The sequence below is a fragment of the Rhodoferax ferrireducens T118 genome (genome assembly GCF_000013605.1).
Lineage (GTDB): Bacteria > Pseudomonadota > Gammaproteobacteria > Burkholderiales > Burkholderiaceae_C > Rhodoferax > Rhodoferax ferrireducens.
The window spans coordinates 213791-237439 of record NC_007901.1 but is presented as its reverse complement, the minus strand read 5'-3'; the positions used below and the strand labels follow the sequence as shown (position 1 = coordinate 237439).

Sequence of the window (23649 nt, the reverse complement as noted above, 5' to 3'; positions counted from 1 at the left end):
ATCAACCGATGGGCCATCCAGGCACCGGGCCTCCAACAAGGGCCAGCAAGTGCCGGGTGGATTCGCGGGTGCGCCATCGCTCGGACTTCGCCGCCCATTTGTCCCGAAGGTAGACGCCGAACGTGAACACGCTGGCAAAAAAGTACCAACTGCTCTAGTGCGGGAAATGTTCTTGATCCAGGCCCATGGCAAGAACCTTGAGCCGACTCCACGCCAGGGCGATATCCGGGTCATCGATGCGATCCAGATGAGGGCGACACTGAAACACCGAATTGGAAAACAGATGGTCCCTTCGGGCCAGCTGCGCTGCCGCCTGCAGGTCAGGCCATGCCGGCAGACACAGCGACTCCCGTCGCGGCAAAGAAGCCGCCATGGAAAGGCCCTTGGGGTCAAAGTCAAAATAGGCGAGAGTCGGTCGGTCATCTGCGGCGATGAGATTCGCTGCAGCTTCGTTTCCAAACATGCCCGGGGCTCCGCGAAAGACTGCCAGAACAGGGCGCTGCTTGAAAAAGCTGGTGAGCCATCGGTACTTGGCCAGCAGCATGAGCGGTTCAAGGTTTTCGCATACCAGCAGGGCCTGGTAGGGCAGCGCCAGCGCCTCAGTCCATTTCATGGCCACAAAACTGCCGGGCGGTGTGGCAAGTGCATGCACCATGCCGATGGCGACCACGGCAACCAGTCCGTGCGTGACCGGCAGCGCTCCGGTCTTCTCCGAGCCGCCACGGGGCGACTGGCTGCGGGAAAAGGCCTCGTCAGGGGCTTTGAGGTCAAACCCACGGGTGAGCAAGATATTGGCCGCGCTGGTGTAGTCCCGGTCCTGGTAGACGACGCGGGCACCGCGCACCAAGCCAAGACCTTCGCAATCAGCCATCCGCGCAGCCACCCCGACATGGGGCCTGTGAGTAGGCCGGTTCGCCACAAACTGACGCAAAAATGCCACCTCGGCGGCATTCATCTGGCGGCCAGCCTGTGTTGGGTCGCCATCGCGGCCTTGGACGTGGCCACGGCATCGCGGAACGTGTGCGCAAAGCGTTCGCCGTCGCGCGGTGCGTTCGCAACCAGCTGCACATTCATCTTGAGGCTGCGCAAGGCCATGATCGCAAACACGAGCCACACATTGGGGGCCAGCGACAGAGCATCGGTATCGCTGTCACGCCATGTGATCAGTGACACACCGGCCTCGGCTGCATTCACGTCGCGTGTCAGGCGTTTCAGTGCCAGTGCGGCGGCAGAGGGCTGCGGTGCGTTCGGTGGATCGACGATGCGGATGTAGCGCTTGGGCGCCTCAGCGTCCATTGTGAACGGGCGTTTAGGCGGCAAGTCACGGGCAAGCGACTCCATCTCCTCAAGCATGGATCGATCGGCCTCCATGGGCTCGACGTGGGCCACCATCGCGGGCAAGGACGCTGCCAACAGGAAGTCCGGAATGTCTTGGCTCAGGTCTGCATCGATCCCCCGCCACGCGGGTTGCTGGCGCAGCATCATGTCCAGCCGGGCCAACAGCATGTGATTGCGCTCAACCTCTCGGATGCGGAAGATCTCTTTGCTCAAATGGGTCTGCATTTCCGACAAACCATGCTGCCACGGCATGATGCGCGGCAAGATATTGCGCCTGATGAAGCGGGCCAGGCCCTCCATTGCCCGCGAGCTCGCTTCCCTTTCGACGATGTCGCATACCTTGGAGAGGCGCGCCAGGTCCGCCGCCAGCGCCGCAGTTTGTTGCTGGTAATAGCGATTCTGTCTTTTCTTGAACTCCAGCGACTTCACGTTGCCATACCGCGTACTGAGCAGGGTCTGCAACAGCAGCATGTTGCTGTCCATGCTGTCCCCGATGTCAAAAACGGTGGTTTGCAGCGATTCCAGCAAATCGTTGGCGGTTGCCTTGTCAACCGTGTTGTGAACCAGTTCAAGCTCGGTCCACAGTGAGTTGACCTGACTGATGCGCGAACCGATCTCAGCCAGACTTTGGAAGGCCGGATACAGCTGCAAGTGCGAATGCAAATACTCGCGCAGTTTAGTGTGCAACCGGTAGCCATCCTCACCCGCCGGGAGCAAGGCGCTGGCCTGGCGTAGCGCCGAAATGGCAAGGCGAGGTGTGCCAGTCTCTGCCGATATCACGCCCGACAGGGCGTGTTCAATGACCTCGGCATGCCGGCTAAGCGACAGCAAGACGTCCTTGATGGGCGAACTCATACGGGGCTGATCCCTGGCTGCGTATCCGCGCCGTCCAGACGAATTTGGGGATCTATCTGGTCAACGACTTCATCATCTGAGAGTTGTGTTGAATTGGCGGCGATAAAACCAATGAGCTGGTACAGGTAATCGATCTTGCCCGTGACTTGATAGCCTTTGACGGCCGGATTGGTTTCAACGACGTAGCCTTCTGCCTGCAACTGGGCCAGCATGCGCCGCACGCGGTCGATGGCCGAATCCGTTACCCGCGCGCCGCTGATGTCGCGCATCTCCGAGAGTCGGCGCTCCAGAGTCGCAGAGGCGCGTACCGCCTCGCTGATCTCCGACTCCCAGATCATGTCACCGGCATGAATCTGTGGATCACGGCCTTGCGCCTGGCGTACCGTCTCCATGAACCCAACCATCGGCTCCAAGCGGCCACGAACCGATTTCAGTTCCTCGCGCAGTCGCGCCCGCATTTCGCCCGTGACGATGGCATGGGCCATGAAAAAGGCGCCATCGTCATTCAATCGGGCCAGCCGATAGCCGATCTCACTGAGCCAGGCCTCAGCACGACTTCGACCGTCCGGATCCAGCAAAGCAGCGAATTCATCCGGATAGTTGAATTGGCAAATGAAACACCCTTCGGCCAATCGCTTGAGCGCTGACTTATGCATCAACATACGCTTCTCCTTCGACTTGGGTTTCGGAAGTCCAGATTGACCCATTGTTTTCAAACACGCACAAACGGGGGAAGTAACGCGCCAAGGCGGGGTCTACGCTGGGTGAGGCGCTGATCACATCGATCTTGTGCCAGTCCAGCGTGTGCAAGAAGGCGGCCAAATTGTCGCTATCAAAGCGTCCAAGCTCATCAACGACCCAGGTCAGGCGCACCGGGGAATTGGGGCCACGGACCATTTGGACGAAGCCAATGAGGTACATGGCAGTTATCAGCGCCGTGTTGCCACTGGACGAGACCGCCCGGAACTCATCCTCATTGGTAATGATCTTGCGCTGACCGTTTTCAATCAATGAGCATTCCAAACGCACTTGGTCATTCAGGTTGACCATGAAGACGCCGTCGCTTGGCAAGATGTTTCGAAACTCGCGAATCAGGGCGGTCTCTTCGTCTGAAGGCACCTCGCGCTCCTGAACCACCACTGAGCGGTGAAGAGAACCTTTGCTGTTGGCGACATCCTGCATTTGCCGCAGCGTTTTCAGACTGCTGATCTGCCCAACGCCCGAGCGTACCGTGACTGACAAGTCCCGAAAGCGTTCAAATTTGGCTGTCTCAGAGAGTGCTTTTTGAAGTTCCCGGTTGAATGAATCGACCCGTCGGTCAAATAGGTCGAGGGTGCGCACAAAGCCGCCCGCCAAGTCCAGAAAACTGACCATTTCCTTGTGGACCTGATCGACATACGGTACATATTCCCGCGGATCAAACCAGTCACATACCACCTGTGCCAACGCGCATTGCCATTCGTGGTCAAGCAAGGTTTGCTTATCAGGAAGTTCTCGCTCCTTGAGCGAAAGCCAATGTTCGACTGGACCCGAACGCATCAACATGACATTTTTGAGGTTGCGCAGTTCCTTCTGAATGGCTTCGGACTCGCCTGCCAGCTTATCCCGAAAATCACTGACAGCAGCTTCAAGGCTTTCCACGTTCCAGTCAACATGAAGGCGGTTGGGCACATAACTCATGAAATCCTTGAGCCCGAGGCGCAACAATTCTGTGAGACGGTCAGCCTGTTTCCGGTTGCTGCCACGGTTGCGTTCAATATTGGCCAAGTCAAGCCTCGTGGACTCTTCCAATCGCGTCAAATCGCCCCTCAAGTCAAGCAACTTGGAATTGATTTCGCTGCAGCGTGTTGCGAGCCTGTCACGCTCCAGGCGCGTGGACTCCATGAGCGGGAAGGTTTCGCGCTGAAACCGTCGCCACTCAGTGACCTCGTGGCGGTTACGAGCGATATTTTCCAGACGCTGAGTGAAGTCTTCGATGCCCCTTGCCAAATCAGCTACCCGAATCGGGTCCACCCCCAAGCCGGCCAGATCGCGGGCCATGTCTTCGTCAATTTGGCTTAGATGGCGATCTCTTTGGACGTAGGCTGCTGCCTTTTCTTGGTCCAGGCGGGCCTCAGCGGCCGATGTCTCCTCGACAACCACTCGGCGATGCGTCCGAAAATCGTCTCGAATGTGTTGCTTGGCTGCTTTCAAGCCATTCAACAACAAATTGGCTTCCGCATCGAGCTTCTGCACGCTTGTCACTTTTTTACGCTGTTCGCTCTCGGTCTGTTGCGTGCATGCCAGCTTTTCCTGCTCCATGACATTGGTCCAGCGAATCTGCGTGAGGCGGGCATTTTCCAGTGCCGCTTTAGCCAACGACTCCCCCGCCTTGGCCTCTCCCACCTTCACGTTGGCCAGGCTCATCTCCTTGGACAAGCGCTGAGCGCTGGATCTGGCGTCTTGCAGAGCCTTGGACACAACATCGGCCTCTCGCTTGAGGGCTGTAATCTGCTGGCGGACATCGGTCATGTCGACCCAGGATGGAACGTCAACACGTTCGACATGCAGAGTGACGGACCCCAGGGTGAGTTCGCCCGGGGATGGTGCGGAGCCATCAACAAGCACTGGATCGAGGTCGGTGCGACACAGAAGCGCGGTATCGATCACCTTCGCGCTGTCAGACCACAGGGCGGCGTCTGTTGATCTCAGAAACGCAAGCAAAGAACCGGCAGGAGGGGATAGCTGCTCCTGCAGTTGCTCGTCGCGCTGGGCGACTTGAAGCGCGGCCTGCTCGCAATCATTCAGGCGCACCAGTGCGTTATCGCTGGCACCGCGCGCAACGGCGAGCTCGTCCTGAGCAGCCAGAACCGATGCTGTGGCCTTGCCAAGAGCCTCGCGCATGTGATCAACCGCCGAGACTGACTGACGCTGTTGCTCCAGCGTGTCAGATGTTGCAGTGGGGCTGGCAAGAAGGACTTTCAGTTCCCCAAGTCTGGAGATCAACAACAGCTTCGCGTCATTTATCTCAGTGATTCGTAGCGGTGACTCAAGGGCTTCAAGCGCATTCTCTTCAGCCGCATGCAATTCATCACCTCTGACTTTGCCCTCGCGTGAAGCTTCCAGTAACCGCTCGTTGATACGAGACACTACGTCAGCGCAGTCGCTGGACACGGCCGCTTTTCGGGTCTGTGTCTTGCGCGTGACGTCACCTGCAGCCGTCGTGAGCCCATCCAACTCGCGCTCCATGGCGCTGCATTGCGAACTGAAGCTATCCTCATTCGACTGTTCGGCTGCAAGCTTCTCAACACCAATCTTCTCAAACTGACGCAATCTTGATTCCGCCGCCTCAACCTCTTCGCGTTTATTGGCCCAGGCGGCATCCGCTGTTTTCTTATCACCTGTCGCCGCCGCGATCAGGGTATTGATGTCGTCGGTTTTCGTATCAAATTCAGATTTGAGACGCGCTTGGCGAGCGTCAAATTCCTCTTGCTCCCGCGCGATCTGCAGGATGGCCTCCTTCACTGCCACGTGCAAAGTGCATAGCTCAAGATGCAGGGTCTTGACCGTTTCAATGCGAGCCTGGATTTTCAGGGCTTCGGGCCGGTTGGCCATGATCCGAGCCAGATGATCGCGGTCCTCCAGCCATCGGGCGACATCCCCGCGACTTTTCTTGATTTCTCGACTGTTGTTGGGCACATTTCCATCGAAATGGGCGTCTGTCACGCGCTCGATGACAATATTCTCAAGATCACGAAACGAGATCTTCTCGTTGGCCATTGCCGCAGCGATCTGATCCAGGTTGTACAGTGGCGAGGGGCCCAGCGAGTGCATGGCGGCCAACTCGCGCATCTTCACCCCTTCCTTTGTCGCAAGCCGTTCATTCAGGATGACGCTACGGTACTGGTGCAGGTAGAGTTTTTGACTGACCTGGTATTTGTTGTTGTCCATCGCCTCGACGTGGGCCTTGAACTCCTCGCGAGTCACAAACTGGTTGTTTGCGTCGTAGAAGAAGTCTTCGCGGTAGCCGCCCCGGATGATGTGAAATTGTGGCGCGTCATCACCCGGCTTGCAGTGCATCACCACGGTGCGCAAGTCAGTTTCGGACTCGCGCTCATACTCGTAAGCCACTGCGCTGCTGGGGTCCGGTAGTGCGTACTTAATCATCAAGGCGCGACCCGTGCCACGCAGGATTTGCTGGGGCGTGGCGCCATAAAAGAGGGGCAACAAACGCAGTAGCGTGGTCTTCCCGACCCCGTTGACGCCCACGGCGAGTACGCCCCCGCGCGGGTCCAGTTCCGCGATCCGTCCAGAGGGAAGCCCACCATTGGGGTTGCGGATATTTATCGTAATGATTCGACGCAACTGATGCGGCATACTGACTCCCTTAATGAAGCAAATGGATGCTCATTTATTGTTGCGAACAGCGGACGAAGAGGTGAAATACGAGACTTCTGCTGGTCAAATTCTACAAAGCCTCAAATTTGGGCAGTTGTGATGCGATATTCACCCCAATTGTCCAATCGAATGGGATGATGTGTCATAGGGAGATCAGGTGGGCGGCCGGCGTTTCGTCGAAGCGCATCATGAAGTTCGACTGCACTCTCCAAATTGCGGGCCAGCGACTGAGCACCATCGCGGAACCGGGTGCCGTTCCAGTCGCCGTAGAAATGGCCGGTCGTGAGTTCAACCAGGTAGGCTGTGTCGCACAGACTGAACTCAGAGGCCTGTCCAAGGTAGCGGCCATTGACGTACCAGGTCCGCATCTCGATGCGGTAAGTGAAGCCCTTAAGGACCCCCACTGCCGGTAATACGGCGACGGGCGAGGGCGATTGATCCTGCATTCCGCTTTGAGTGAGGGGCAGCGGCGCCACTGGAGCGGCATCAAGGCGACTGGTCAATCCGACGTTCCTCTGCACTCGGAACTCGTTGGTATCCGTCCATGACGAACTCAGGTCGTCATAGCAGCTCGTTGCGATGCACCAGAGCGCGATCTTGCGCCATTCTTTGCTCAACTTGTTTCGGCACTCGGCTGCCAGCTCACGCAGGGTCGTTACGCGTAGGTCGTGGCCTCGTGGCAAATCGGCAAGCAGTTCAAAGGTCGGTTCAACAAGAATTGCATCCGTGCTGGTGGCGTCGACGCCCGTTGTCGGGGGCGACAAAGCGTGTTTCTGACTAGAAGGTGTCATTGCTGTTCCCATATCATTTTCCCGTGCGCCAAAGCTGTTCGGAGCAATTGTTTGAAGAGTTGGCGTCAATTTACCAACCATGGCGTTGCTGAATCGTTCTGGCAACTTCGAACTGAAATCCATGAAATCGATAGCGCTTTCCAAATGGCAGCAGCGGAATTCCCATCGGGGTTCGTATATCCAGCAAGAGGTGAGTCAGGGCGGACACGCAAAACGCAAAAGCCAAAAGGCTCGTGTACTGGTGGGCACCGTAGTACAGCAGGTACAAGCTGTACATCGTTGCCAGCACCCAAAGGCACAAGGTGTGGGTGATGGTTCTATGCGGAATCAGGCTGAGTCGATGACTTTCATTGGCGCTGAACCAATGCCGCGTGGTGACCCAAGTGGAAACCTCGGCCCAGTCGGGCGCACTGGCGCCCATGTGGGCACCAAGAAGCAGAAGGACCGTGTGAGTTGAGTCGGATTTGCTGTAATAGGCCAGCAGGCCTCCGGTGGCCAAGCCGGCAAGCGTGTGAGTGGTTTTTGAGGACATATCGGTGTTTCGGGTTAATTAAGACGGGGACTGCGCCGTTTTGTGGGCCAACATGGCAATTGCCTTCTTGATGCCTGAGCGGGCATTGCCATTGCCCAGCTTCAATACCAAGCCGTGAAGCTCAGCAAAACCTTCCGGTGCGGCATTGCCAAGCATTCCTGACGGGTACCCGGCCACAGCCGGCGCAGCAAGCGGCTGGCGGGTAGAGTTCACCACTCCAAATGCAGAGATTTCCTGATCGCGCACGCCCACAGGACGATGAAGGTCTCGCAACGCTGCAAATGCAGCGTCTGCGAAGGGTTTGATAGGGTCTTCGTCATCCCATTCCCGCCAATTTGGAGACCGCTCGCAATAGCCAGGTTCCGCTTCGACCTTCTCGAAGTCTGCATGGAGTTGCGTACAAAACTGGTTTGCGCGCCTAGTCATTTTGTCGAACTTGGACCTTCCTTTGCCGGAGCCAAGCGACATCATCCACGGCAGTGTCTCCCGCCAATTGTTGTATTGAGGAAGGTTATGAAATTGGGCGCGCAAGGAAGTATTGCAAAATTCCATCCACTCAGACATCCAGTCCGGAAGGCCGAGCTTTTCTCGCCAGTCCAGCGCCCGCTCTTCCCAAGCATTCCTGAAACGCTGTCCATAATCATTGATCTGACAAAGAACCTCCATTGGAACCAGGAAGGTGAAATGCAGACTCGTGTTGTCGCCAACATAGGGGACGACACTCAAAACCATGTCAGAGTGCGGCGTCGTTAGGACGTACTTGGTAAGTTCTTTGTAGCCGTCCCATCCACGGTTTGGGTAGCCAAAGCGCCGAAACAGGTAGGCAAAAAGTTTGCCGTAATCCATGCTGTCGCCACAGGCCTCGCGTGTAACAGGGTCAAAAAACCCTTCGGTTTCGGATTTCACCGTGAACGACAAACCACAATAACGGATACCTTGTTTCAGTACCGCCGGAACCATCTTGAATTTGCTTTTCGTGTTCATATCGACCAAGTTACACGACAAAGCCAATCCGTCAAGAGCAAGTTTCGCCAATGCTTTTTAAAGTTGCGGCCTCAGTGTCTAACGGCATTTCATCCCACTCACGGCCATCAAGTAACCGTCCCGTCGCTTTCTTTCCAAGCTTAAGAACCGGGTGCTGCCACGAATAAACCGGGTCCGACACCATCGCCTTGATCTGGTGTGCCATGTGGAAACTGCCAGAGGCCATGGTGCGCCTGGAGTCGATGCTTACGAGGTGGCAATTCATGCCTTTGATTTTCGGCACCTCGTCAAGTCGCATCGGACGCCATTCGCCCCATTGTTTAAAGGTGAAAGGTACGTTCGCCGCCTGGCATTGATCACGCAAACGTCTCACCCAGTCCGGGTGCATGGGCCGCGCGTTGTGACCGGACTCGCCGCCGACGATGACCAAGTCAATGCCGGGCTTGTAGTGCCCTTCGCAACCTTTGCTGTTGATCATCGAGCCCGTGCCCTCGTAGCTCTGCATGGTGCTGTTCCACCACATCCCGAAATGCTCGCAAAGGTCCACCTGGGCCAGCAGGGGCTCCATCGACAAAAACCGCGTGGCCGCAGGTGTGCGCAAAAGCTTGGGAATGTCGCGGTCAGCCTCAATTTGATTGACAACACTGATTCCCAACCAGACATTTGCGTATCCGCAACCCCAGTCAGCCGGGAGCATGGCCCCAACATTCCCTATACGTTTGGTCAGGATCAACCAGTCTAGGTTTGGCGTTGCGCGAATCAGCGCCCACAGTTCTTCGCGCCATTCTGGATCAACTTTGTTGTCAAAGACATCAGACAGCGATGCACAAAATACTCTGCGACGCCGTCCATTTTTGGCGGCGAACTTCGCGTGAGCTGCATTCCAGCGGCGAGGCAGATTCCAGTTGGCGGTGCCGGTGCGCCGCCGGGGTTCATTTGGACCCCACGCAATACCCAATGTCCGTGCCGGCGTGCTGGATTTCGCATAGCAGTTTTCGCAACCAGGTGAGATCGGGTCACAACCAATCCAACCATTGAAGGTGCTGTCACACCATGAAATGCCAGTTTCTTCTGCCATGGAGCTTAATTCCCAGTCTTTGTGGTGGAAAAATACCGGTTGGCGACAGATCGGCCCTGCTCAGCATTCCAGATCAATGGCGATAAATGGTGCAGTGGCACTTGGGGCTCAAACTTGATTTGTTCGTTCTTATCCGACCAACGAAACCGCTTTGCATCCGAATAGAATTTGCGACGCAGGTGTGGCGCGATACCCAAGATCGACTCGATCGATCTGCTCCATGACAGATCCAGGGTAGCGCGATGATGTAGCGGGGCTCCACCCGCAGCACGACGTTTGGCGCGGGTCGTGGAATCCCGGTTAAAGAAGTCGCGGCGATCTTTGCGTTTCACCCCACCGCTTTCGTGACTTTCAATTTTTGTTCCAGCCGGTGTCGTGCTATTCACCTGGCTTGCCCGAAATGCGGTCTTTTTGATGGGCTCGCTTGTTTGGATAAGCGTCCACTCAATGGCGTCTTGAAGAGCCCTTTGAGCGGAGTGCTTGTCGTCGAGAAGAACCTGCGATTTGTAGTCGCTCCACTGATCGGGGTTGCCATATCTATGAACAAAATGGGCCGTCTTCACCCGGGCATACAAAAAATGCACGGGCTTGCCTGCAGAAGCTTGCAATACACCTACTGGAACGGCTGTCCAGACGCTTTCGTAATAGCTGAGTTTTGCGTAGACATCGATTGCATCCCACAACAGCTCCCGCGTGAAGGTTTCATCAAGTCCGGACTGAACAGGGGCCCCACGGCCCTTGGCGAGCACATCGCCCAGCAGGGCCGCTTGGCTGGTGATCGCAGTTTTAGCATCTGACAGCCACCGCACGGGACAGGGCTCATGATGTTCCTGAATCCACGAGCTGAGAAGCGGCCACTCTCGCAGCAGCGTCTCCATCGCATTGGGCTTGTCCTTTTGGAGCCAGACCAGTGAGGTCGAGGCAACCGACAACTTTGTTTTCAGCACGTCAATCAGAACGCGTTTGACCCATCCCCATTGAACGCCCGAGGCATAAGGTGCTTTGTCATCCGGAGTAGCTTCAACGTAGAGCGTCAAGCGATTTTTGCCGGTGCGGCACAGCATCAGGGGCTCACACCCAAGATCACTGATCAGGCGGTCAACCATGCTCTCGGTCGACTTGGCAATCCGATCTGAGGGATACATCAAGGACAACAACTCGTGCAATGCTTTTGTATCGGTCAACGCCGGAGCATCGGCGCCGCGATGGGCCGCGCGCCACGTTGCAATGGCGTTTTCAATGGCTTCGTCGACCTCGCCTTCCCTGAGAACACCGTTTTCCAATGCCGCCTTGGCCAAAGCGGCGCGCAACTCGGCCTGATCGGCTTTCTCGGCCAACAAAATGGCCTCGGCCCGCTTGAATGCGCGTAGCCAAGAGATGTGCCCCGAACGATTGATCCGGCTGTATATGTAGCGTTGAACAGTTTCGAGCCGGACCAGGTCCATGCACAAAAACCAGTCTTTGAAGTCCTTGTTGTCGGGTCCATCGAGCCAGACGTTGGCTTGCCCTCGGTCACCGCTGCGGCCGTTTGAAGTTGGCATTGAAATGTAATGACAGCCTTTTTCGCGGGATACGACCATCTGAGCCGGCAACCGGTCGGAATCGACTTCCATCGACGTCATCCGCTGGAGTTGGGGGCTGGCGGACCTCATGTTGCGGTCAAGAGACGTGATAACCCGGGAACCAGAGCGCACAGCCTTGTTGCAGCGTGAAATCCAGTCTTGGACGGGCTCAAGGTTCTCACCGAGCAATCGGGCTGGGTTGTCGTCATCCAGAAAGAGAAAAAATTTCTGCTGGAAGTCAATCGACATGAACTGCAATCCGTTCTCCGGTGGATAAAACTCACCAAAAAGCTTCAGTCGGTGGTCCAGGCCGCACAGCAGAATCAGGAATCGCTTGTAGTGGAGGGAAAGATCATTGAAATTCTCGACCGATTTTCCAAACGCCACATCTTGAAGTCCGATCCGGGTGCCGTCGATCCCTTTGAATTCACCCTCGATTTCTGACTGGGTTGGGAAAAGCCGGTCGGCAGCTTCGTGCGATGGCTCGCTTGAATACACAACGTGAATGTTCTGGCCATCCCTGACCAACAGGAATACCGCCCGGTTGTTGATCTCATTCATGACACGCTGAAAGGCTGTCGTTTCACGCGAATACTCAATCGAGCGGCTGGTGACGGCCATGGAAACGACACACCGCGGTGCCGGAAACACCTGATCGACTAGGGACGGGTTGGCTTTTAGTGCCTCAAAGAAGAGCCGTTGGCTGTGCCAGTCAAAACTGTCCTCCACAGGGACCCACACCGCAAGCTCTTCGTCCATATAGCGTTTGCCCTGGACCAGCGTCAAGGGTTCAATCGTGGATGCGGATGCGCCCTCCAGAATGGATACCACGTCAACGCCGTCGCCCGTGTAGAGCTTGAGGGAGTTGAGACCTTGGGTGATGTCCTTGACATACTTGATCGCCTTGCTGGCGCGAGCCAGGGCAACCTTGCCTTTTTCAGCGTAATACGGGGCCAGACACTTGAGCTTGGTGGCGATGTCGTCGTTGCGGGCGATCAGCCATTTCGATGTTGATTCAGCAATGGCAATGCGTTTACGAGCCTCGACCGTCAGTTCCTGCAAGCCTTCCGAGTTAATGCCGCCAGAAATCATGAGCCCGACTTGATCCGAAATCGTCACTGACCGGGCAACCAGCGGGTTGCCGGCCGCGGTGGACCGGCGGGCGGCCCGGCGGTGAATTTTGCGCAAATCCGATGTGCGCTTGGTCTGGGTTTCTTGAGACGCAGCAACTTCAGCCACCATCTCCCGCTCGAATTTCTCCAGTGCTTCCTCCACAGCCGCTTTCACGCCGGGCAGGGCAAGTGGATTTTCTTGGGCTTGCGCCATTTCCTCCTGCATGGCGGCCACCTCGCGCATGATCTGGGTTTGCTCATCAGTACGCACCGCTTCTGCGTCTTTTGCAGGTTCAAAGTTGGTTAAAAAGTCTGCAATCAGGATTCGGTACGTGGAATTGCAGCCATTGCGCGGGTGACTCAACAAAATGGCGGTGTGCGGTGCGCCTTCGAACTCGAATATGTCGACCAATAGATGCACATCGCGCGCATGCAGCGTGAACGAATGATCGCTCCAGCGCGTGTCGTGAACTTTGAAATCGTTCTTCAGACGCCAGTAGTAACCTGGGGCCAGGACATCTTCAGATGCGATCCGTTGGAATTGAGGGGATTCGTCCTCATTCACGAGGGAAATTTGGGAGGAGGGTGTAGGGCTCATGTCGTCCAAGGTACAGGAGAAAGGACGGCCGTCAAGAGGTCTTCGTTGCAAACAACTGGGTTGTGCGCCGCGAAGGATCGTGGCAATCATGTGGAAAGTCTCGGTGTGCTCCGTCCGAACGGGTATCCGTATTCAGTTGCTGATTCAATCAACAACTTTCCAATGACCACCAGTGCCTTGATGCGTTTCCACCGTTAGCTGATATGTCATTTTTTGGTTTCTTGGCGTGTTAACCTGGGCCTCTGTTCTTAATACTGCGCGCCAGCACGAAAAGTTCATCCTTTAGCGCGTCCAGCTCTGTGTTTTCCGAGGAAAGCGGGACCCCGTTAGCGGAAAGGTAGACCTCTCCGAATCCGCCAGATCCACCGTAAATACGAAGAAATGTGTTGGCGGCATCCCAATGGCCCTCTTGTAACTGTCCGCCGATTTCATAAATGCGTTTAGCCCACGCCGGCTGTCCAAACTGCTGCAACAGTCCGTAAGCTTTTAAGAGCGCGTCTTCGAATTTTGAGATGTCTTGCTTGCTCATTTCAACACTCCAATTTTGGTCGCGACAACGCCTGGTATCTTCCATGGCGTCGGAACAACAATTTGCCAGTTGCCGCCCAGATAAAACCCGCCTTGGTATCCAATTTTCCCTGTGTAGACGGTAGTTCCTGCTGGAACCTTTACAGCGTAAGAAGTATCTATGACCGAAAGCGCTCCACCGGGCCATACTGGCTGTATCGCCCTGTCTACCCTTGTTTGAAGTATCCCATCCGCTGGATCCAGACTCAAATACTCACCAAGTTCTTTGCCCGGTGCACCCGAACCTGCGCGGTAGAGGGTCGTGTCTTCAGCAAGAACGATCCCGCTGTATCTGCTGCCCGCGAATGTCTCTGCATATTTTTCAGCAAGAGGGCCAGGTTCGACAGCTGTCCAGCGGCCTGTTACCACTCCTAGCGCTTCATGTCGAGCGATCAGAAAATCCTTAGCGGCTTGCTCAACCGCCAGCACTTCCTTAGCTCCAATGCGTTCAACTACACCCCCAAGCTTACCTAGTGGCATGGCCAGCGCAGCTACGTCCAGCCCTGATGTTGGAAGAAGCACCTGATTCATCGCCGTGGCCAACGCCAACCCAGCAAGTTTCAGCCGCCCATCGCCTGCCAGGCCCGCATTGCGATCAATGAACTGCTGAATCTGAGCCTGAAACCGCTTGAGTGGTGCGATCTCCAGCTTCTGCAATACATCCTGCAGTCGCTGCACTGCACTTGGGCCACTCGGGATGTTTGCGTTGTCGATGCCACCAAAGGCAACCCGTTGTGTCACACGGGTGGACTGGCCTGCATAGCTGTTGGCATCGAAGGTGAACGGTAAGGCAGTTGTGTTCCTGACCTGAACGTTGATCTTGTGCAGGTTACTGGCGATGGTCTTTGCGGCCACACCATCGGTAAGTAAACTGTACTCGCTTTTAGCCTGTGGTACGCCTTCAACTGGCATGCGGGTAAGCGCCGCGATGAGAGAGTTAGTGTCCTGTTCGCTATAGCCGGTTCTGGTGGCGTCAGGCAGGGTGATGTTCAGCTTGCTCTGTATTCCGCCCATGATCGTGCGGTAGAGCTGTTTCTGCGCTTCAGTGGCTTTGCTGGCCTGCGATTGAGCGCTGAGGTAGTCTGTATAGCTCTGCGCGCCATTGACGGCCGCCTCATCGAGCAATGCGGTTTGGCGGCTGTTTAGCTCCTTAATCGGCGGATAAGGGTCAGCGGCATGGCGCAGGCCCCACACCAGATTCTGGATCTCGCTGCGCTTGTCGATGTTAGCGGCGGAAAACTGCATCATGGCCTGATACACAGGCAATGCGGTTTCAGGGACAAGTTGTGTGATTGGGACCAACTGCAACTTTTCACCAGACATTGGGGCTGGCGCCGTTCGGTCCATGCAGTAGCCTGCCAGAGAGAAGGCGATTTCGGCTCCAGGAGGCACGGTGATGGTGTTGCCGGCCGCTTGCGGACCAGAGGTAAGACCATGGGCGTAATAACGCAAGAACGGCAGCAATGCTTGGGCGGCTTCCGTCAAGTCACTTTCTGTCAGAGCAGGCTTGTTCTTTGTAAGCCGAACAAACGCCTTCCAGCGGGCAACCTGCTTTTGCGTCTGGATGAAATTGGCCGGGTCGTATATTTCGATGCTCACTTGTGGGCCGGATCCAGATCCAAACTGCGGGGTCAGTGGGCTATCGAAGATGAGGCTGGCAGAGTTTGCTTTTTGGCTCATTAGGGCTGTCAAGGCGCGCTCTGCTGCAGGATTGTTTGGGGCGTGAATACCAATGATGGATGCCAGTTGTTGGCTGACGGCCAGCTTGAGCTGGTTGCCAAATATGTTTTGCATGTCCCCCGCAAGATCGGCGTGGGCAGGATTGGCGATCTGAAACAGAATCAGGAGCGCGGAAATGGCTCGCTTAATAAAGCGGACAAGATGAGGAATCATTGTTTTCTACCAGTGAAAGATGTGCTTAATGGACATGTCAACCAAGACAGCCATTGCATTCGTCTTTTTCGATGTGGATAAAGCAACCAGAAGGTTCATAGAACGCTATGTCCAGACACATCACATCCTCTGGAAAGTGTTCAAAAGTCGGCAAATCGGTAGCCGGGTCGTGGACAAACAAGCCAAATACCCGATCGCGCCCGGCATATACCCAATGCCAGTCACCATTGCGAACGAAGACTTTGAGAATTGCAGCTTGCCCAACTGAATCCCAGCCGCGAAAATGCTTCCTGCGCGATGGCACACCAGCATCATTCAGAGCTTTCTGCAGTTCCTTGAAGTTGCTTGCGTATGGGCGTTTCATTCGTTTGACCGAAAGTCCAGCCGAGACAAACACTGCGCGGGCGTCAGCGTAGGGCTTGCCACTTGCCATTGCAAGGCAGGCAACACCGCAGTCGTATTTAAGCTGCTGACGGACTTTTACAGGCAGGCCTTCAGCATTTTCACTTTTGATTTCGTTCCTCAGCGACGGCAGTTCAAGTTCCATGATCATGCGGCCAACTGCCTGATATCTTCCATCTCGACAACAGGTGGCAGGGCTACGCCCAACCGCTCCAGATACGCCTTGGCCAGCTTCTTGATGCTGCCCGGCTCGACCGCATATGTTTCAACCAGGTCAGCATCAGGATCGCGTACGCCATCGATTTGGCCCTTCTTGAGGCCCAGGATGTCAGCGATGACCGGATCAGACCCATCTTCGGAAAGGAGGAAGTAGGCAAGGGATGGTTCGTCCTGTCCATCACGCCAGTATCTGCCGCCGCACTGTTCGTGCACCCCCGGAGACCAGTCAAGCTCACCGAAGACCCCAACCTTGCAGACGCGCTGCAAACCATCAAGTCCCGCACCTGCGCGCAGGGAAATGATCATCACCCGGCAATCCCCATTGACAAATGCCTCCTTGGTCGCAGCCTTCTGCTTGGGGGACTCCGAACCGGTGTAAAGCATGGGCTTGAACTCGGCCAGCAGCTCAAGCCAAATTCCATAAACTTCCCTGTGCCATCCGAAAAGAATCACTTTTTCTTCTGAAGCCATAAGCATGCGGACGAATTCGGCTACATAGGGGGCCTTGGCAACGCCCGTGGCCTGGCGCAGCATGACGTTGAATTCCTCGCTGGCGCGAAATTTCTGACCTTGATAGCTTTGCTGGCTGGCCAGGATCACTTTGGCCAACTCAACAGCGGAACTTTTTACGGTATCCAGAACGGATTGGTCTGTACTGATGGTTTGGACGATCCGCATGCAGGGTGGCAGCTCGCGCCCAACGTCCTTGCGTGTCCTGCGCAACATGATCCCTTCACGCCGCAGAAAGGATCCGAACGCCTTGGGGTCGCCGATCGTCCCTTCTCCAATACACCACTCGCGGTGGAACTCTTCATAGCTCCCCAGCGATCCCGGCAGCAAGACATTGATGACAGAAAAAAACTCTGCTCCCAAGTTGTAGATGGGTGTGGCTGAAAGTCCCAAGCGCAATTTGGCTTTGGAGGCAATGTGCTTTGCAGCCGCGTACTTATTTGAGTCTTGATTTCTCAGGTCTTGACACTCATCATATATAACGTATCGCACCAGTCCCGCAAGGGTTTCGGCCCAGCCGTGGAGCTTGTGGTAATTGCTGATGATCACGTCAGGCAAGCGCGGCATTGCAACATCAAACAAGCCTGCCTGTTTCTTGTTGCCGTGGGGCTTGGGGATCAGATCGTAGGGTTGACCGGATTTAAGGATGTGCACTTTGAGTTCGGGCGCAAAGGCATTGATTTCCGCTTTCCACTGCTCGGGTAGGTGAGTCAAAGTGACAACCAGAACCGGTAGGTTGTCCGCTCGTGCCATGGCGCAGATGCCGCTCACAGTCTTTCCCAGGCCCACGTCATCAGCCAGCAGCAGGCCGGTTTTGATTTCAAGCAGCGTGCCAGCAGTCTTTTGGTACTCGCGGGCAGGCTTGGCCAGAACAAAGTCATCAGGCGGGCGACGGTTGCTGAGAAGTTCGATCACGCGAGATTGCGCCTCGACATGACCGCTGGCCCGATTCTTCATCCATTGCAGCGCTGCGCGGCTCATTTGCATGGGATATCTCTGTGTGAACCACAAGAGATCGCGTGAATTTTCTTCGTTATCGGTAAGCGCGATGGAATCACCGGCGCGCTGGCTCACTTGGGGAAAGACGCGCCGCAAGCGGCCCCTGACATGGGGCTCACAGGTGATAACCCAATTGCTGCCATCCAATGCTATGGTGCCGAATTTCATAGAAGGCTTCCCGTCAGTCGAAGCGAAAACACGGGCTTGCCGCCCATCGCTGCGGGGATGCGGTTCACCCACCCCGGCGTGCCCACCAGCAGCACGGTGCTGATTTCGGGGTGCGCGGTGTAGCGACTGATCTGGCGCAGAGCCTGCGCGACAGATCCCTTGATCTTGATTTCGAGTGCAATGTGGCCTGCAACGAGGAAGTCAGGCCGGTCCTCGGGGCTCAACACCTTTTCACGTTGGTAGGTTATGCCAGCCATGTCCAGCGCGAGTGCAATTCCGGCCTGAAGTTCTTTCTCATCATTGAAGCGGAAACGGCAACGTTCGATGCCGGCCAGGATTTGGACGGGAGTGACCATGGCGAGTTGATCGGACCCAATTGTCAATTGGGTCTGACCTGAACAAATTGAGTTGATTGACACGGCATTCATGATTTATGTGGCTTCATCGGACGGCCGTGGCCGGGCGGGAGGGTCTTCCTTCAGATAGCGCATAACTGCCACGGTGAATTCATCGAGCGTGCGGCAGACTGCCGTCAGGTAGCCTTCCTGCTCGAAGGCGTCGAGCCATGCCTTTTGGTCCAGCGACAGCCGACCAGTGTCGGACTTCAGTTCGATGGCAAGGCCCGCCCATTGGCGGTGCCGGCGCGGCAGCAGGAAGTCGGGCACGCCGGGTTTGGTGCCCATGCCCTTGAGCTTGCCTGCCTCCCCGCGCGGGCGCTTGCCGCCACTTGGGCAATGAAACAGCCAACGCAAGATGGTGTGCTGTGGTTGCACCAGCTCAACCCATTCAAAGCACGCACGGTGCAGGTCCTCTTCTGGGGCTTTGCGGAGCGTGGCCCTGGCCCTGGCCGTGGCACCCTTACCAAGCTCACCCGATGCAAGCAGGGCGAGATACTGGGCGGCCGGGATATGGTCGGAAAGACCGGCAATGATGGTATTCACGGGGTGTGCTCAATGGCCTCGTAGATCATTCCTGGCGATATAACGACTTGCCCCACCTGATGGAGGCAATTCCTGCCTGTTGGCCCGCAGATCCCTGCAAACTCGTAGCGCTGACCACCGGCGAGTTGAATCCACGCCGGGATGACGCGGCCCTGGTAATTGCCGATACTGCGGCCCTTGGACGAAAGAATGCGGTCGGGATGGCTTACCAAAAAGAGGTCCTTCGCCTGGGCCAGCGGCAACACCTGAGCCATAGCATCGCCCTGAAACACGTGGTTGAGGATGGAGTCCTGGTCGAGGCCGAAGGAAATGCCCCTGTCCAGCAGTTCCACCCCGACACAAACGCCTGTGGCAGATTCAAAAAGGGCAAGGCCGAGCCGGACTTGAGTCTGAGCCATTGAATGTCCCATTAGTCGGTCAGACCCGTGACGTCTGCAACCGTGCGCCGCCCGACGTTTTTTTGCGGACAGTGCGGCCATATGGGCGCGCGCCGTGGCGGCGGGCACGATACCGTTCCAGTCCCCTTCTTTGCGGGCCACAAGTCGGGACTGCTCATAATTCGTACTAGCGCAGCGCCATTGACCGCATCGATACGCGGCAGGTAGCGCTGACGGTCACCGTGCCGGCGCGGTATTGCCCGTTCGGCGAGCGGGCGCAGGCCCCGTGTTGAAAACGAGGCAGGCCTGGGATTGGAGGCAACTTTAAGTTGGGAAATAGTCACGGTGTCAGCCGAAGCAAAGTAAGAGGTATGCAGTCAGGATACGGAACAATGGCGTTCGCGCAAGTCCGAAGTCCCGTTGCGACGCAATACTTGCTTGATGCCGTAAGCATGGCAAATTCATCAACCAAAATTAGCAACAAACCCACCGGAAACGGCACCGAAATTCATTTTTTTCTCAAACTTCAAGGGAGCGGATCAATCCTGAACAAAAATGGCCTCCTAAACCATGGATTGAAGAATGTCGGAACTTGGCCGGGATTTGGACTCGAAGTTGGTGCTGCACTGTCCTTACTGTGGGGGCAAGGGCGAACTCAAGCCGGGCGACCGCGTTTGGCCTGGCAAGGGGCACCCCGCGCTGTACGTGTGCGAAAACTACCCGGTCTGCGATACCTATGTGCGCTGCCATGCAGGCACAGAAATTCCGCTGGGCACCATGGCGGGCAAGCGCCTCAGGCGCTTGAGAACGATTGCCCACGACCAGTTTGACCCCATCTGGAAAGACACCGACAACGAGCTCGGCCGGTCAGCGGCCTATCAAGCTGCGGCACGGGTCATGGACGCGCAGGGCGAGTTCCACATTGGCAGCCTGGACGAACGGGGCTGCGAGTTATTTATCGAACACATCCACGCCGTTGAATTGGAAATGGACCGGCTGCTGGTTGAGCACGCGCAACGGGGGGCGCCCCCCGGTTCGGTCACACTGGAAATCCTTCAAGTCCTGTTCCACCCTGATCGCGACACCTTTTTGAACGAAATCGCCCTGAGCGACATTAGCGGTTATGAACGTGAGTGGCTAGATGCCCAACGTTGCGGGCTGGTGGTCCAGGATGGGCTCAGAGTCAGGCTTTCGCCCAAGGGTAGAACGGCTTGCTTGTCGGCCCTGTAGCTCAAAAACAATTCAAATCGCATTTCCAGCGATAGAATGAATTTTTCGCACCGCGCGAATTCGTCGCCCAAACCCATTTGCAACAATGGATTTAAGAGGCGGCATATCAAACAAATCGTATTTCGCGCCATGCAGCGCAGATGAACCGATCCAACGGGCAATGTTTGGGTAAGTGATCAAGCTCGTCCATTCGCGGCGAACAAAACAACAGGAACACAAAAAACGTCCCATGTGGATACCCCTCTCGGGAGGTGTGCGCACATCGGATTGATACGGATTCCTTCATGACGCTCTGTCATGTTCTTCAGCTTTTAGCTGGAGTGTCAAAGGCGAAGCTTCCTGCTTTGCATTTTTCAGGAAAGACCGCTTTGGTCGCAACATCAAAGTGGCCTGGTCGGACTCTTTGAATTCATTGAAGGAGTACGACCATGTTTTTTGATAAAACGATTGACAGCACGATTTACATTTTTGGAATCGGCCGCCTGTACTTTCTCGTCGGCTTTTTGGCCGATGGGGATGTCTACGGACGCATGACCATACGCCCAAAAAACCATGAAAACGAATGGGCTCACACATGGGCCGATGCGATGTCGCTTGACGCCTTTGAAGCCTGGGCGCCCACCGCGCCAACCAGAATCCTCAAAGAGCTCGAGGCTGAGATATATGTCTCTCTTGATGGGAGAGATTACCCGTTCAGGCATCCCAAAGGACGATTGACGGCCAAAGCGGCAATCATCGACCGGGTGCTGGAGCATAGAGTGGTCTAGCACCCAACCAATCCCCGGCCAGGTACCGCAAGGTATCTGGCCGGGAAGGTGTTTCATGTCTTGGCGGTGTCCTGTGATATCTCAAGCTGCAGCGCATCGCGCAGTTTCCTGATCGCCTCTTCATGAGCCACTTCTTGGCGGCATACGGCGACCACATATTGGTTTTTAAGATAGTCGGCCCGCAACTGCTTGGTGCTGAAATGGCCTGTTCGTGCCACAGCTTCATAGACAGGCTCGCCGCCCATCCAACGTGGCAGAAAGCCCCTTAAGACCATCATCCAAGGGAGGGGCTCGTCCCGCCAGTGCAATGCATTGGGATACTGACTGCGCCACTTCAAAACCGGTTTCCTGTTTTCCATAAATTTGAGGTTAGCACGCCGGCCGCATTGAACAATCGTGATCGTGCCACTTTCAGCGCCGCAAAATTCAAATTTCTGAAAATCAGAAAGGATTGGTTTTCCGTTGACGTTATAATTTTTGAACTTTGTGCTGACGCACAATTCGTTGACCTTGTGTCAGCATTTCAAAACCCCGACCCTTCACCGGGTTGGCCTGATCTCTGATCAGGATTCAACAACTGCCCTGGGCGAACTTCGCCCCAAAGGGTACGTTCATCTTCCTGGGGTCTATTCAAAGGAAATCTGTTATGAACTCTACGCCTTTAGGGAATATTGAAAACAATCCGGCGAACGCCCGTGCGAGCGCCGCAGTCAATATCGTTCGCCTGGATGGCCGTGTGTCACAGGTTATCGATGGACGGATGCGCCTGAAAGCGGCAATAGAAGTGCTTGGCAAGGCTGACGTGATTGACCCTGAAACGGGTGCCTCATTCAGCGTGTCTTTGCGGGACGGTAAATACGTGGAAGTTGAAGGCGTTAAGTCATCGGCCAAAACGGACAATAAGCCGTTTTATCGTCAATTTTTGAAGCAACGCTTTTGAGAGGAAAACTCTGAAATGAAACTGCTTAAATATATTGAGAAGCTACAGGCGGCATACGACGCCTACGGCGATGTTGAGGGGGTGTGCATTGAGGGTGGCCCGACGCTGGACCCCACGCAAGTGGTCATCACTGACTTCCACCTCGTTATCGTTACTGAGGCCAATGGTGATACACCATGCGGCGTGGAGGCTCCCTATTTTTTGATTGGGCAGCCTAGCGACTGATAGGAAACAAAATGGTTTTCCGCCATTGAAGAGTCCTTTCCAAAAGTAGTGCAGGAAGTTCTTGCACTGTTCGGTTTTGCCAAGACAGGCGTTTAACGCGCATGAATAATTCGTCGACAAGACGAATTCATAGGCTCAGTTCTTGAGCTTGGTTTTTTTCACCCACTGGGACACAACCCCAGTGGGGATGTGCCCTTTCTTTTCAGGACACATCATGATGAAACTTATCAACAGCCCAGTTCGTAGCAGCAGCTTGGCCTATTGGTTCTCGCCTAAGCGCGGCCAAAGCATGGCAGCCGCCAAGAAAATCGTGCATAAGCAGGAACGGGCGCAGCTGCGCCAACTGGCACGCAAGGATCTGCTGGTGAACCACTTGGTGGACCTGGCAGAGAAGGTCGAACAGGACCGTCTCGACCGCGAGGCGGCGTTCGTGAACCTGATGCGCAAGGCCATGGCCAAAAAGCATCCTGGTCAACCGGCCCCAAAGGCGCGCTCCGAGGTATCCACCGGCGTGCGCTACGAGGTCCGCGTCAGCACAAGCGAAGATCGCAAGTTCGCCGTCCTGGCGTCTTGCGCCATCGACTGAATGACCCAAAAAGCGCCAAAGGCCATGCGGCCGACACGCTATTTTCAAAATCACAAGCCCCCAATCCCGTTCGCGTGGATTGGGGGCTTTGTGTTTTGGCGGCTCAGATTCAACCTGCGTTTGGAATTTCTGACGGCCCAAAACCGCTGCACGAGACACCAATTGAGCGCTAAAATGACTGGACTTTGACCACTGTGTCAATTTGTCGGTCCGTCTCAGAGCGTAGAACCGGCCTTTCAACAAGACCACCAGCTGGTCATCAAAATCAACTGCCCAGGGCGAACACGCCCGCATGGGTACGTTCATCATCCTTGGGCTTCAACTACAGGAGTTCAATCGACTATGAAAATCGTTCGATTTTCGGCAATGGGAGTCGGCTGGGAAAACCTTGCGCGAGCCAGGTATCCAGGACTGTTCAATGCCATGACTGTTGAAGCGATCCGTGCTCAGTACGGGATGCAAATGCACGCTGACGGCAGCGCTCCACGCACTGCAGGAGATGCGGTGTGGCTTGGAGTCGCAAAAGACAAAAGCGCGATCGCGGCCTAATTCAAAAATCAACCCCTGCGGGAGAAATTCCCGCAGTACGCGTCGGCAT

25 protein-coding genes are annotated in these 23649 nt (G+C 55.7%); 6 read left to right on the top strand and 19 right to left on the bottom strand.

All coding sequences use genetic code 11. The annotated features are described in order from the left end of the window. Position 1: 1 nt before the first annotated feature. From RFER_RS25160 to RFER_RS22675, 17 genes are all read right to left on the bottom strand, one after another. Positions 2–130: a DUF1294 domain-containing protein gene (locus tag RFER_RS25160; protein WP_084795581.1), complete on the bottom strand. Its 129-nt coding sequence runs from the start codon at positions 128–130 to the stop codon at positions 2–4. A gap of 24 nt (positions 131–154) precedes the next feature. Further along, complete coding sequence (locus RFER_RS22750; protein WP_041793478.1) at positions 155–955, bottom strand: DUF7281 domain-containing protein; 801 nt, start codon at positions 953–955, stop codon at positions 155–157. Then, the gene (locus tag RFER_RS22745) at positions 952–2193 is read right to left on the bottom strand and encodes a hypothetical protein (protein ID WP_011458575.1); all 1242 of its coding nucleotides are present in this window, start codon (positions 2191–2193) and stop codon (positions 952–954) included. Before RFER_RS22745 ends, RFER_RS22750 begins: the two co-directional genes overlap by 4 nt. Continuing rightward, on the bottom strand, positions 2190–2855 hold the full coding sequence (locus tag RFER_RS22740) for a hypothetical protein (RefSeq protein WP_011458576.1): 666 nt from the start codon (positions 2853–2855) through the stop codon (positions 2190–2192). The genes RFER_RS22745 and RFER_RS22740 overlap by 4 nt, the downstream gene beginning before the upstream one ends. After that, a complete protein-coding gene (locus RFER_RS22735) occupies positions 2842–6549 on the bottom strand; it encodes an ATP-binding protein (protein ID WP_011458577.1) in 3708 nt (1235 codons plus the stop codon). The genes RFER_RS22740 and RFER_RS22735 overlap by 14 nt, the downstream gene beginning before the upstream one ends. Before the next feature lie 101 nt (positions 6550–6650). Continuing rightward, the gene (locus RFER_RS22730; protein WP_166485939.1) at positions 6651–7484 is read right to left on the bottom strand and encodes a hypothetical protein; all 834 of its coding nucleotides are present in this window, start codon (positions 7482–7484) and stop codon (positions 6651–6653) included. Then, entirely contained in the window at positions 7432–7893 is a 462-nt protein-coding gene (locus RFER_RS22725) for a metal-dependent hydrolase (RefSeq protein WP_011458579.1), read from the bottom strand. The genes RFER_RS22730 and RFER_RS22725 overlap by 53 nt, the downstream gene beginning before the upstream one ends. Before the next feature lie 18 nt (positions 7894–7911). Then, on the bottom strand, positions 7912–8877 hold the full coding sequence (locus RFER_RS22720) for a hypothetical protein (RefSeq protein ID WP_011458580.1): 966 nt from the start codon (positions 8875–8877) through the stop codon (positions 7912–7914). A gap of 31 nt (positions 8878–8908) precedes the next feature. Continuing rightward, the gene (locus tag RFER_RS22715; RefSeq protein ID WP_011458581.1) at positions 8909–9955 is read right to left on the bottom strand and encodes a phage Gp37/Gp68 family protein; all 1047 of its coding nucleotides are present in this window, start codon (positions 9953–9955) and stop codon (positions 8909–8911) included. 5 nt (positions 9956–9960) lie between these two features. Next, the gene (locus RFER_RS22710; protein WP_011458582.1) at positions 9961–13317 is read right to left on the bottom strand and encodes a hypothetical protein; all 3357 of its coding nucleotides are present in this window, start codon (positions 13315–13317) and stop codon (positions 9961–9963) included. A 139-nt stretch (positions 13318–13456) separates the two neighbouring features. Beyond that, complete coding sequence (locus RFER_RS22705; RefSeq protein ID WP_011458583.1) at positions 13457–13756, bottom strand: hypothetical protein; 300 nt, start codon at positions 13754–13756, stop codon at positions 13457–13459. Next, positions 13753–15687, bottom strand: a complete 1935-nt coding sequence (locus RFER_RS23225; RefSeq protein WP_011458584.1) for a hypothetical protein — start codon at positions 15685–15687, stop codon at positions 13753–13755. Before RFER_RS23225 ends, RFER_RS22705 begins: the two co-directional genes overlap by 4 nt. 37 nt (positions 15688–15724) lie before the next feature. Continuing rightward, positions 15725–16240, bottom strand: coding sequence for a hypothetical protein (locus RFER_RS22695; protein WP_011458585.1), 516 nt, complete (start codon positions 16238–16240; stop codon positions 15725–15727). After that, on the bottom strand, positions 16237–17985 hold the full coding sequence (locus tag RFER_RS22690) for a DEAD/DEAH box helicase (RefSeq protein WP_011458586.1): 1749 nt from the start codon (positions 17983–17985) through the stop codon (positions 16237–16239). The genes RFER_RS22695 and RFER_RS22690 overlap by 4 nt, the downstream gene beginning before the upstream one ends. Then, entirely contained in the window at positions 17982–18413 is a 432-nt protein-coding gene (locus RFER_RS22685) for a hypothetical protein (RefSeq protein WP_011458587.1), read from the bottom strand. Before RFER_RS22685 ends, RFER_RS22690 begins: the two co-directional genes overlap by 4 nt. A gap of 3 nt (positions 18414–18416) precedes the next feature. Then, positions 18417–18926: a VRR-NUC domain-containing protein gene (locus RFER_RS22680; RefSeq protein ID WP_011458588.1), complete on the bottom strand. Its 510-nt coding sequence runs from the start codon at positions 18924–18926 to the stop codon at positions 18417–18419. After that, positions 18923–19324, bottom strand: a complete 402-nt coding sequence (locus tag RFER_RS22675) for a hypothetical protein (RefSeq protein ID WP_041793474.1) — start codon at positions 19322–19324, stop codon at positions 18923–18925. The genes RFER_RS22680 and RFER_RS22675 overlap by 4 nt, the downstream gene beginning before the upstream one ends. A 561-nt stretch (positions 19325–19885) precedes the next feature. On the opposite strand from RFER_RS22675, the gene RFER_RS23220 reads away from it, so the two are divergent. Beyond that, a complete protein-coding gene (locus tag RFER_RS23220; RefSeq protein WP_011458590.1) occupies positions 19886–20533 on the top strand; it encodes a zinc-finger-containing protein in 648 nt (215 codons plus the stop codon). Between the two features lie 12 nt (positions 20534–20545). Here RFER_RS23220 and RFER_RS24400 read toward each other — a convergent pair whose 3' ends face one another. Further along, positions 20546–20764: a hypothetical protein gene (locus tag RFER_RS24400; RefSeq protein WP_166485938.1), complete on the bottom strand. Its 219-nt coding sequence runs from the start codon at positions 20762–20764 to the stop codon at positions 20546–20548. A gap of 197 nt (positions 20765–20961) precedes the next feature. On the opposite strand from RFER_RS24400, the gene RFER_RS22665 reads away from it, so the two are divergent. Beyond that, positions 20962–21300, top strand: coding sequence for a hypothetical protein (locus RFER_RS22665; protein WP_011458591.1), 339 nt, complete (start codon positions 20962–20964; stop codon positions 21298–21300). 53 nt (positions 21301–21353) lie between these two features. Here the strand turns inward: RFER_RS22665 and RFER_RS22660 are convergent, their stop codons facing one another. After that, the gene (locus RFER_RS22660) at positions 21354–21800 is read right to left on the bottom strand and encodes a hypothetical protein (RefSeq protein ID WP_041793472.1); all 447 of its coding nucleotides are present in this window, start codon (positions 21798–21800) and stop codon (positions 21354–21356) included. A 146-nt stretch (positions 21801–21946) separates the two neighbouring features. Between RFER_RS22660 and RFER_RS22655 the strand changes: the two genes are divergently transcribed. The 4 genes from RFER_RS22655 to RFER_RS22635 all read left to right on the top strand — a co-directional run bounded on the left by RFER_RS22655 (position 21947) and on the right by RFER_RS22635 (position 23600). Further along, complete coding sequence (locus RFER_RS22655; protein ID WP_011458592.1) at positions 21947–22240, top strand: hypothetical protein; 294 nt, start codon at positions 21947–21949, stop codon at positions 22238–22240. 15 nt (positions 22241–22255) lie between these two features. Beyond that, entirely contained in the window at positions 22256–22465 is a 210-nt protein-coding gene (locus RFER_RS22650; protein ID WP_041793470.1) for a hypothetical protein, read from the top strand. Between the two features lie 217 nt (positions 22466–22682). Continuing rightward, entirely contained in the window at positions 22683–23051 is a 369-nt protein-coding gene (locus RFER_RS22645; protein WP_041793469.1) for a hypothetical protein, read from the top strand. Between the two features lie 342 nt (positions 23052–23393). Beyond that, positions 23394–23600: a hypothetical protein gene (locus RFER_RS22635; RefSeq protein ID WP_166485937.1), complete on the top strand. Its 207-nt coding sequence runs from the start codon at positions 23394–23396 to the stop codon at positions 23598–23600. Positions 23601–23649 lie beyond the last annotated feature (49 nt).

Coding starts and splice junctions, on each gene's coding strand:
- RFER_RS22730 (WP_166485939.1), bottom strand. CDS start 7,484: ATGGATTTCAGTTCGAAGTTGCCAGAACGATTCAGCAACGCCATGGTT.
- RFER_RS22665 (WP_011458591.1), top strand. CDS start 20,962: ATGTTTTTTGATAAAACGATTGACAGCACGATTTACATTTTTGGAATC.
- RFER_RS23220 (WP_011458590.1), top strand. CDS start 19,886: ATGTCGGAACTTGGCCGGGATTTGGACTCGAAGTTGGTGCTGCACTGT.
- RFER_RS22745 (WP_011458575.1), bottom strand. CDS start 2,193: ATGAGTTCGCCCATCAAGGACGTCTTGCTGTCGCTTAGCCGGCATGCC.
- RFER_RS22685 (WP_011458587.1), bottom strand. CDS start 18,413: ATGAATGCCGTGTCAATCAACTCAATTTGTTCAGGTCAGACCCAATTG.
- RFER_RS22710 (WP_011458582.1), bottom strand. CDS start 13,317: ATGATTGCCACGATCCTTCGCGGCGCACAACCCAGTTGTTTGCAACGA.
- RFER_RS22740 (WP_011458576.1), bottom strand. CDS start 2,855: ATGTTGATGCATAAGTCAGCGCTCAAGCGATTGGCCGAAGGGTGTTTC.
- RFER_RS22750 (WP_041793478.1), bottom strand. CDS start 955: ATGAATGCCGCCGAGGTGGCATTTTTGCGTCAGTTTGTGGCGAACCGG.
- RFER_RS22720 (WP_011458580.1), bottom strand. CDS start 8,877: ATGAACACGAAAAGCAAATTCAAGATGGTTCCGGCGGTACTGAAACAA.
- RFER_RS22655 (WP_011458592.1), top strand. CDS start 21,947: ATGAACTCTACGCCTTTAGGGAATATTGAAAACAATCCGGCGAACGCC.
- RFER_RS22715 (WP_011458581.1), bottom strand. CDS start 9,955: ATGGCAGAAGAAACTGGCATTTCATGGTGTGACAGCACCTTCAATGGT.
- RFER_RS22735 (WP_011458577.1), bottom strand. CDS start 6,549: ATGCCGCATCAGTTGCGTCGAATCATTACGATAAATATCCGCAACCCC.
- RFER_RS23225 (WP_011458584.1), bottom strand. CDS start 15,687: ATGATTCCTCATCTTGTCCGCTTTATTAAGCGAGCCATTTCCGCGCTC.
- RFER_RS22705 (WP_011458583.1), bottom strand. CDS start 13,756: ATGAGCAAGCAAGACATCTCAAAATTCGAAGACGCGCTCTTAAAAGCT.
- RFER_RS22675 (WP_041793474.1), bottom strand. CDS start 19,324: ATGGCTCAGACTCAAGTCCGGCTCGGCCTTGCCCTTTTTGAATCTGCC.
- RFER_RS22650 (WP_041793470.1), top strand. CDS start 22,256: ATGAAACTGCTTAAATATATTGAGAAGCTACAGGCGGCATACGACGCC.
- RFER_RS22725 (WP_011458579.1), bottom strand. CDS start 7,893: ATGTCCTCAAAAACCACTCACACGCTTGCCGGCTTGGCCACCGGAGGC.
- RFER_RS22695 (WP_011458585.1), bottom strand. CDS start 16,240: ATGATCATGGAACTTGAACTGCCGTCGCTGAGGAACGAAATCAAAAGT.
- RFER_RS22690 (WP_011458586.1), bottom strand. CDS start 17,985: ATGAAATTCGGCACCATAGCATTGGATGGCAGCAATTGGGTTATCACC.
- RFER_RS22635 (WP_166485937.1), top strand. CDS start 23,394: ATGAAAATCGTTCGATTTTCGGCAATGGGAGTCGGCTGGGAAAACCTT.
- RFER_RS24400 (WP_166485938.1), bottom strand. CDS start 20,764: ATGGGACGTTTTTTGTGTTCCTGTTGTTTTGTTCGCCGCGAATGGACG.
- RFER_RS22645 (WP_041793469.1), top strand. CDS start 22,683: ATGAAACTTATCAACAGCCCAGTTCGTAGCAGCAGCTTGGCCTATTGG.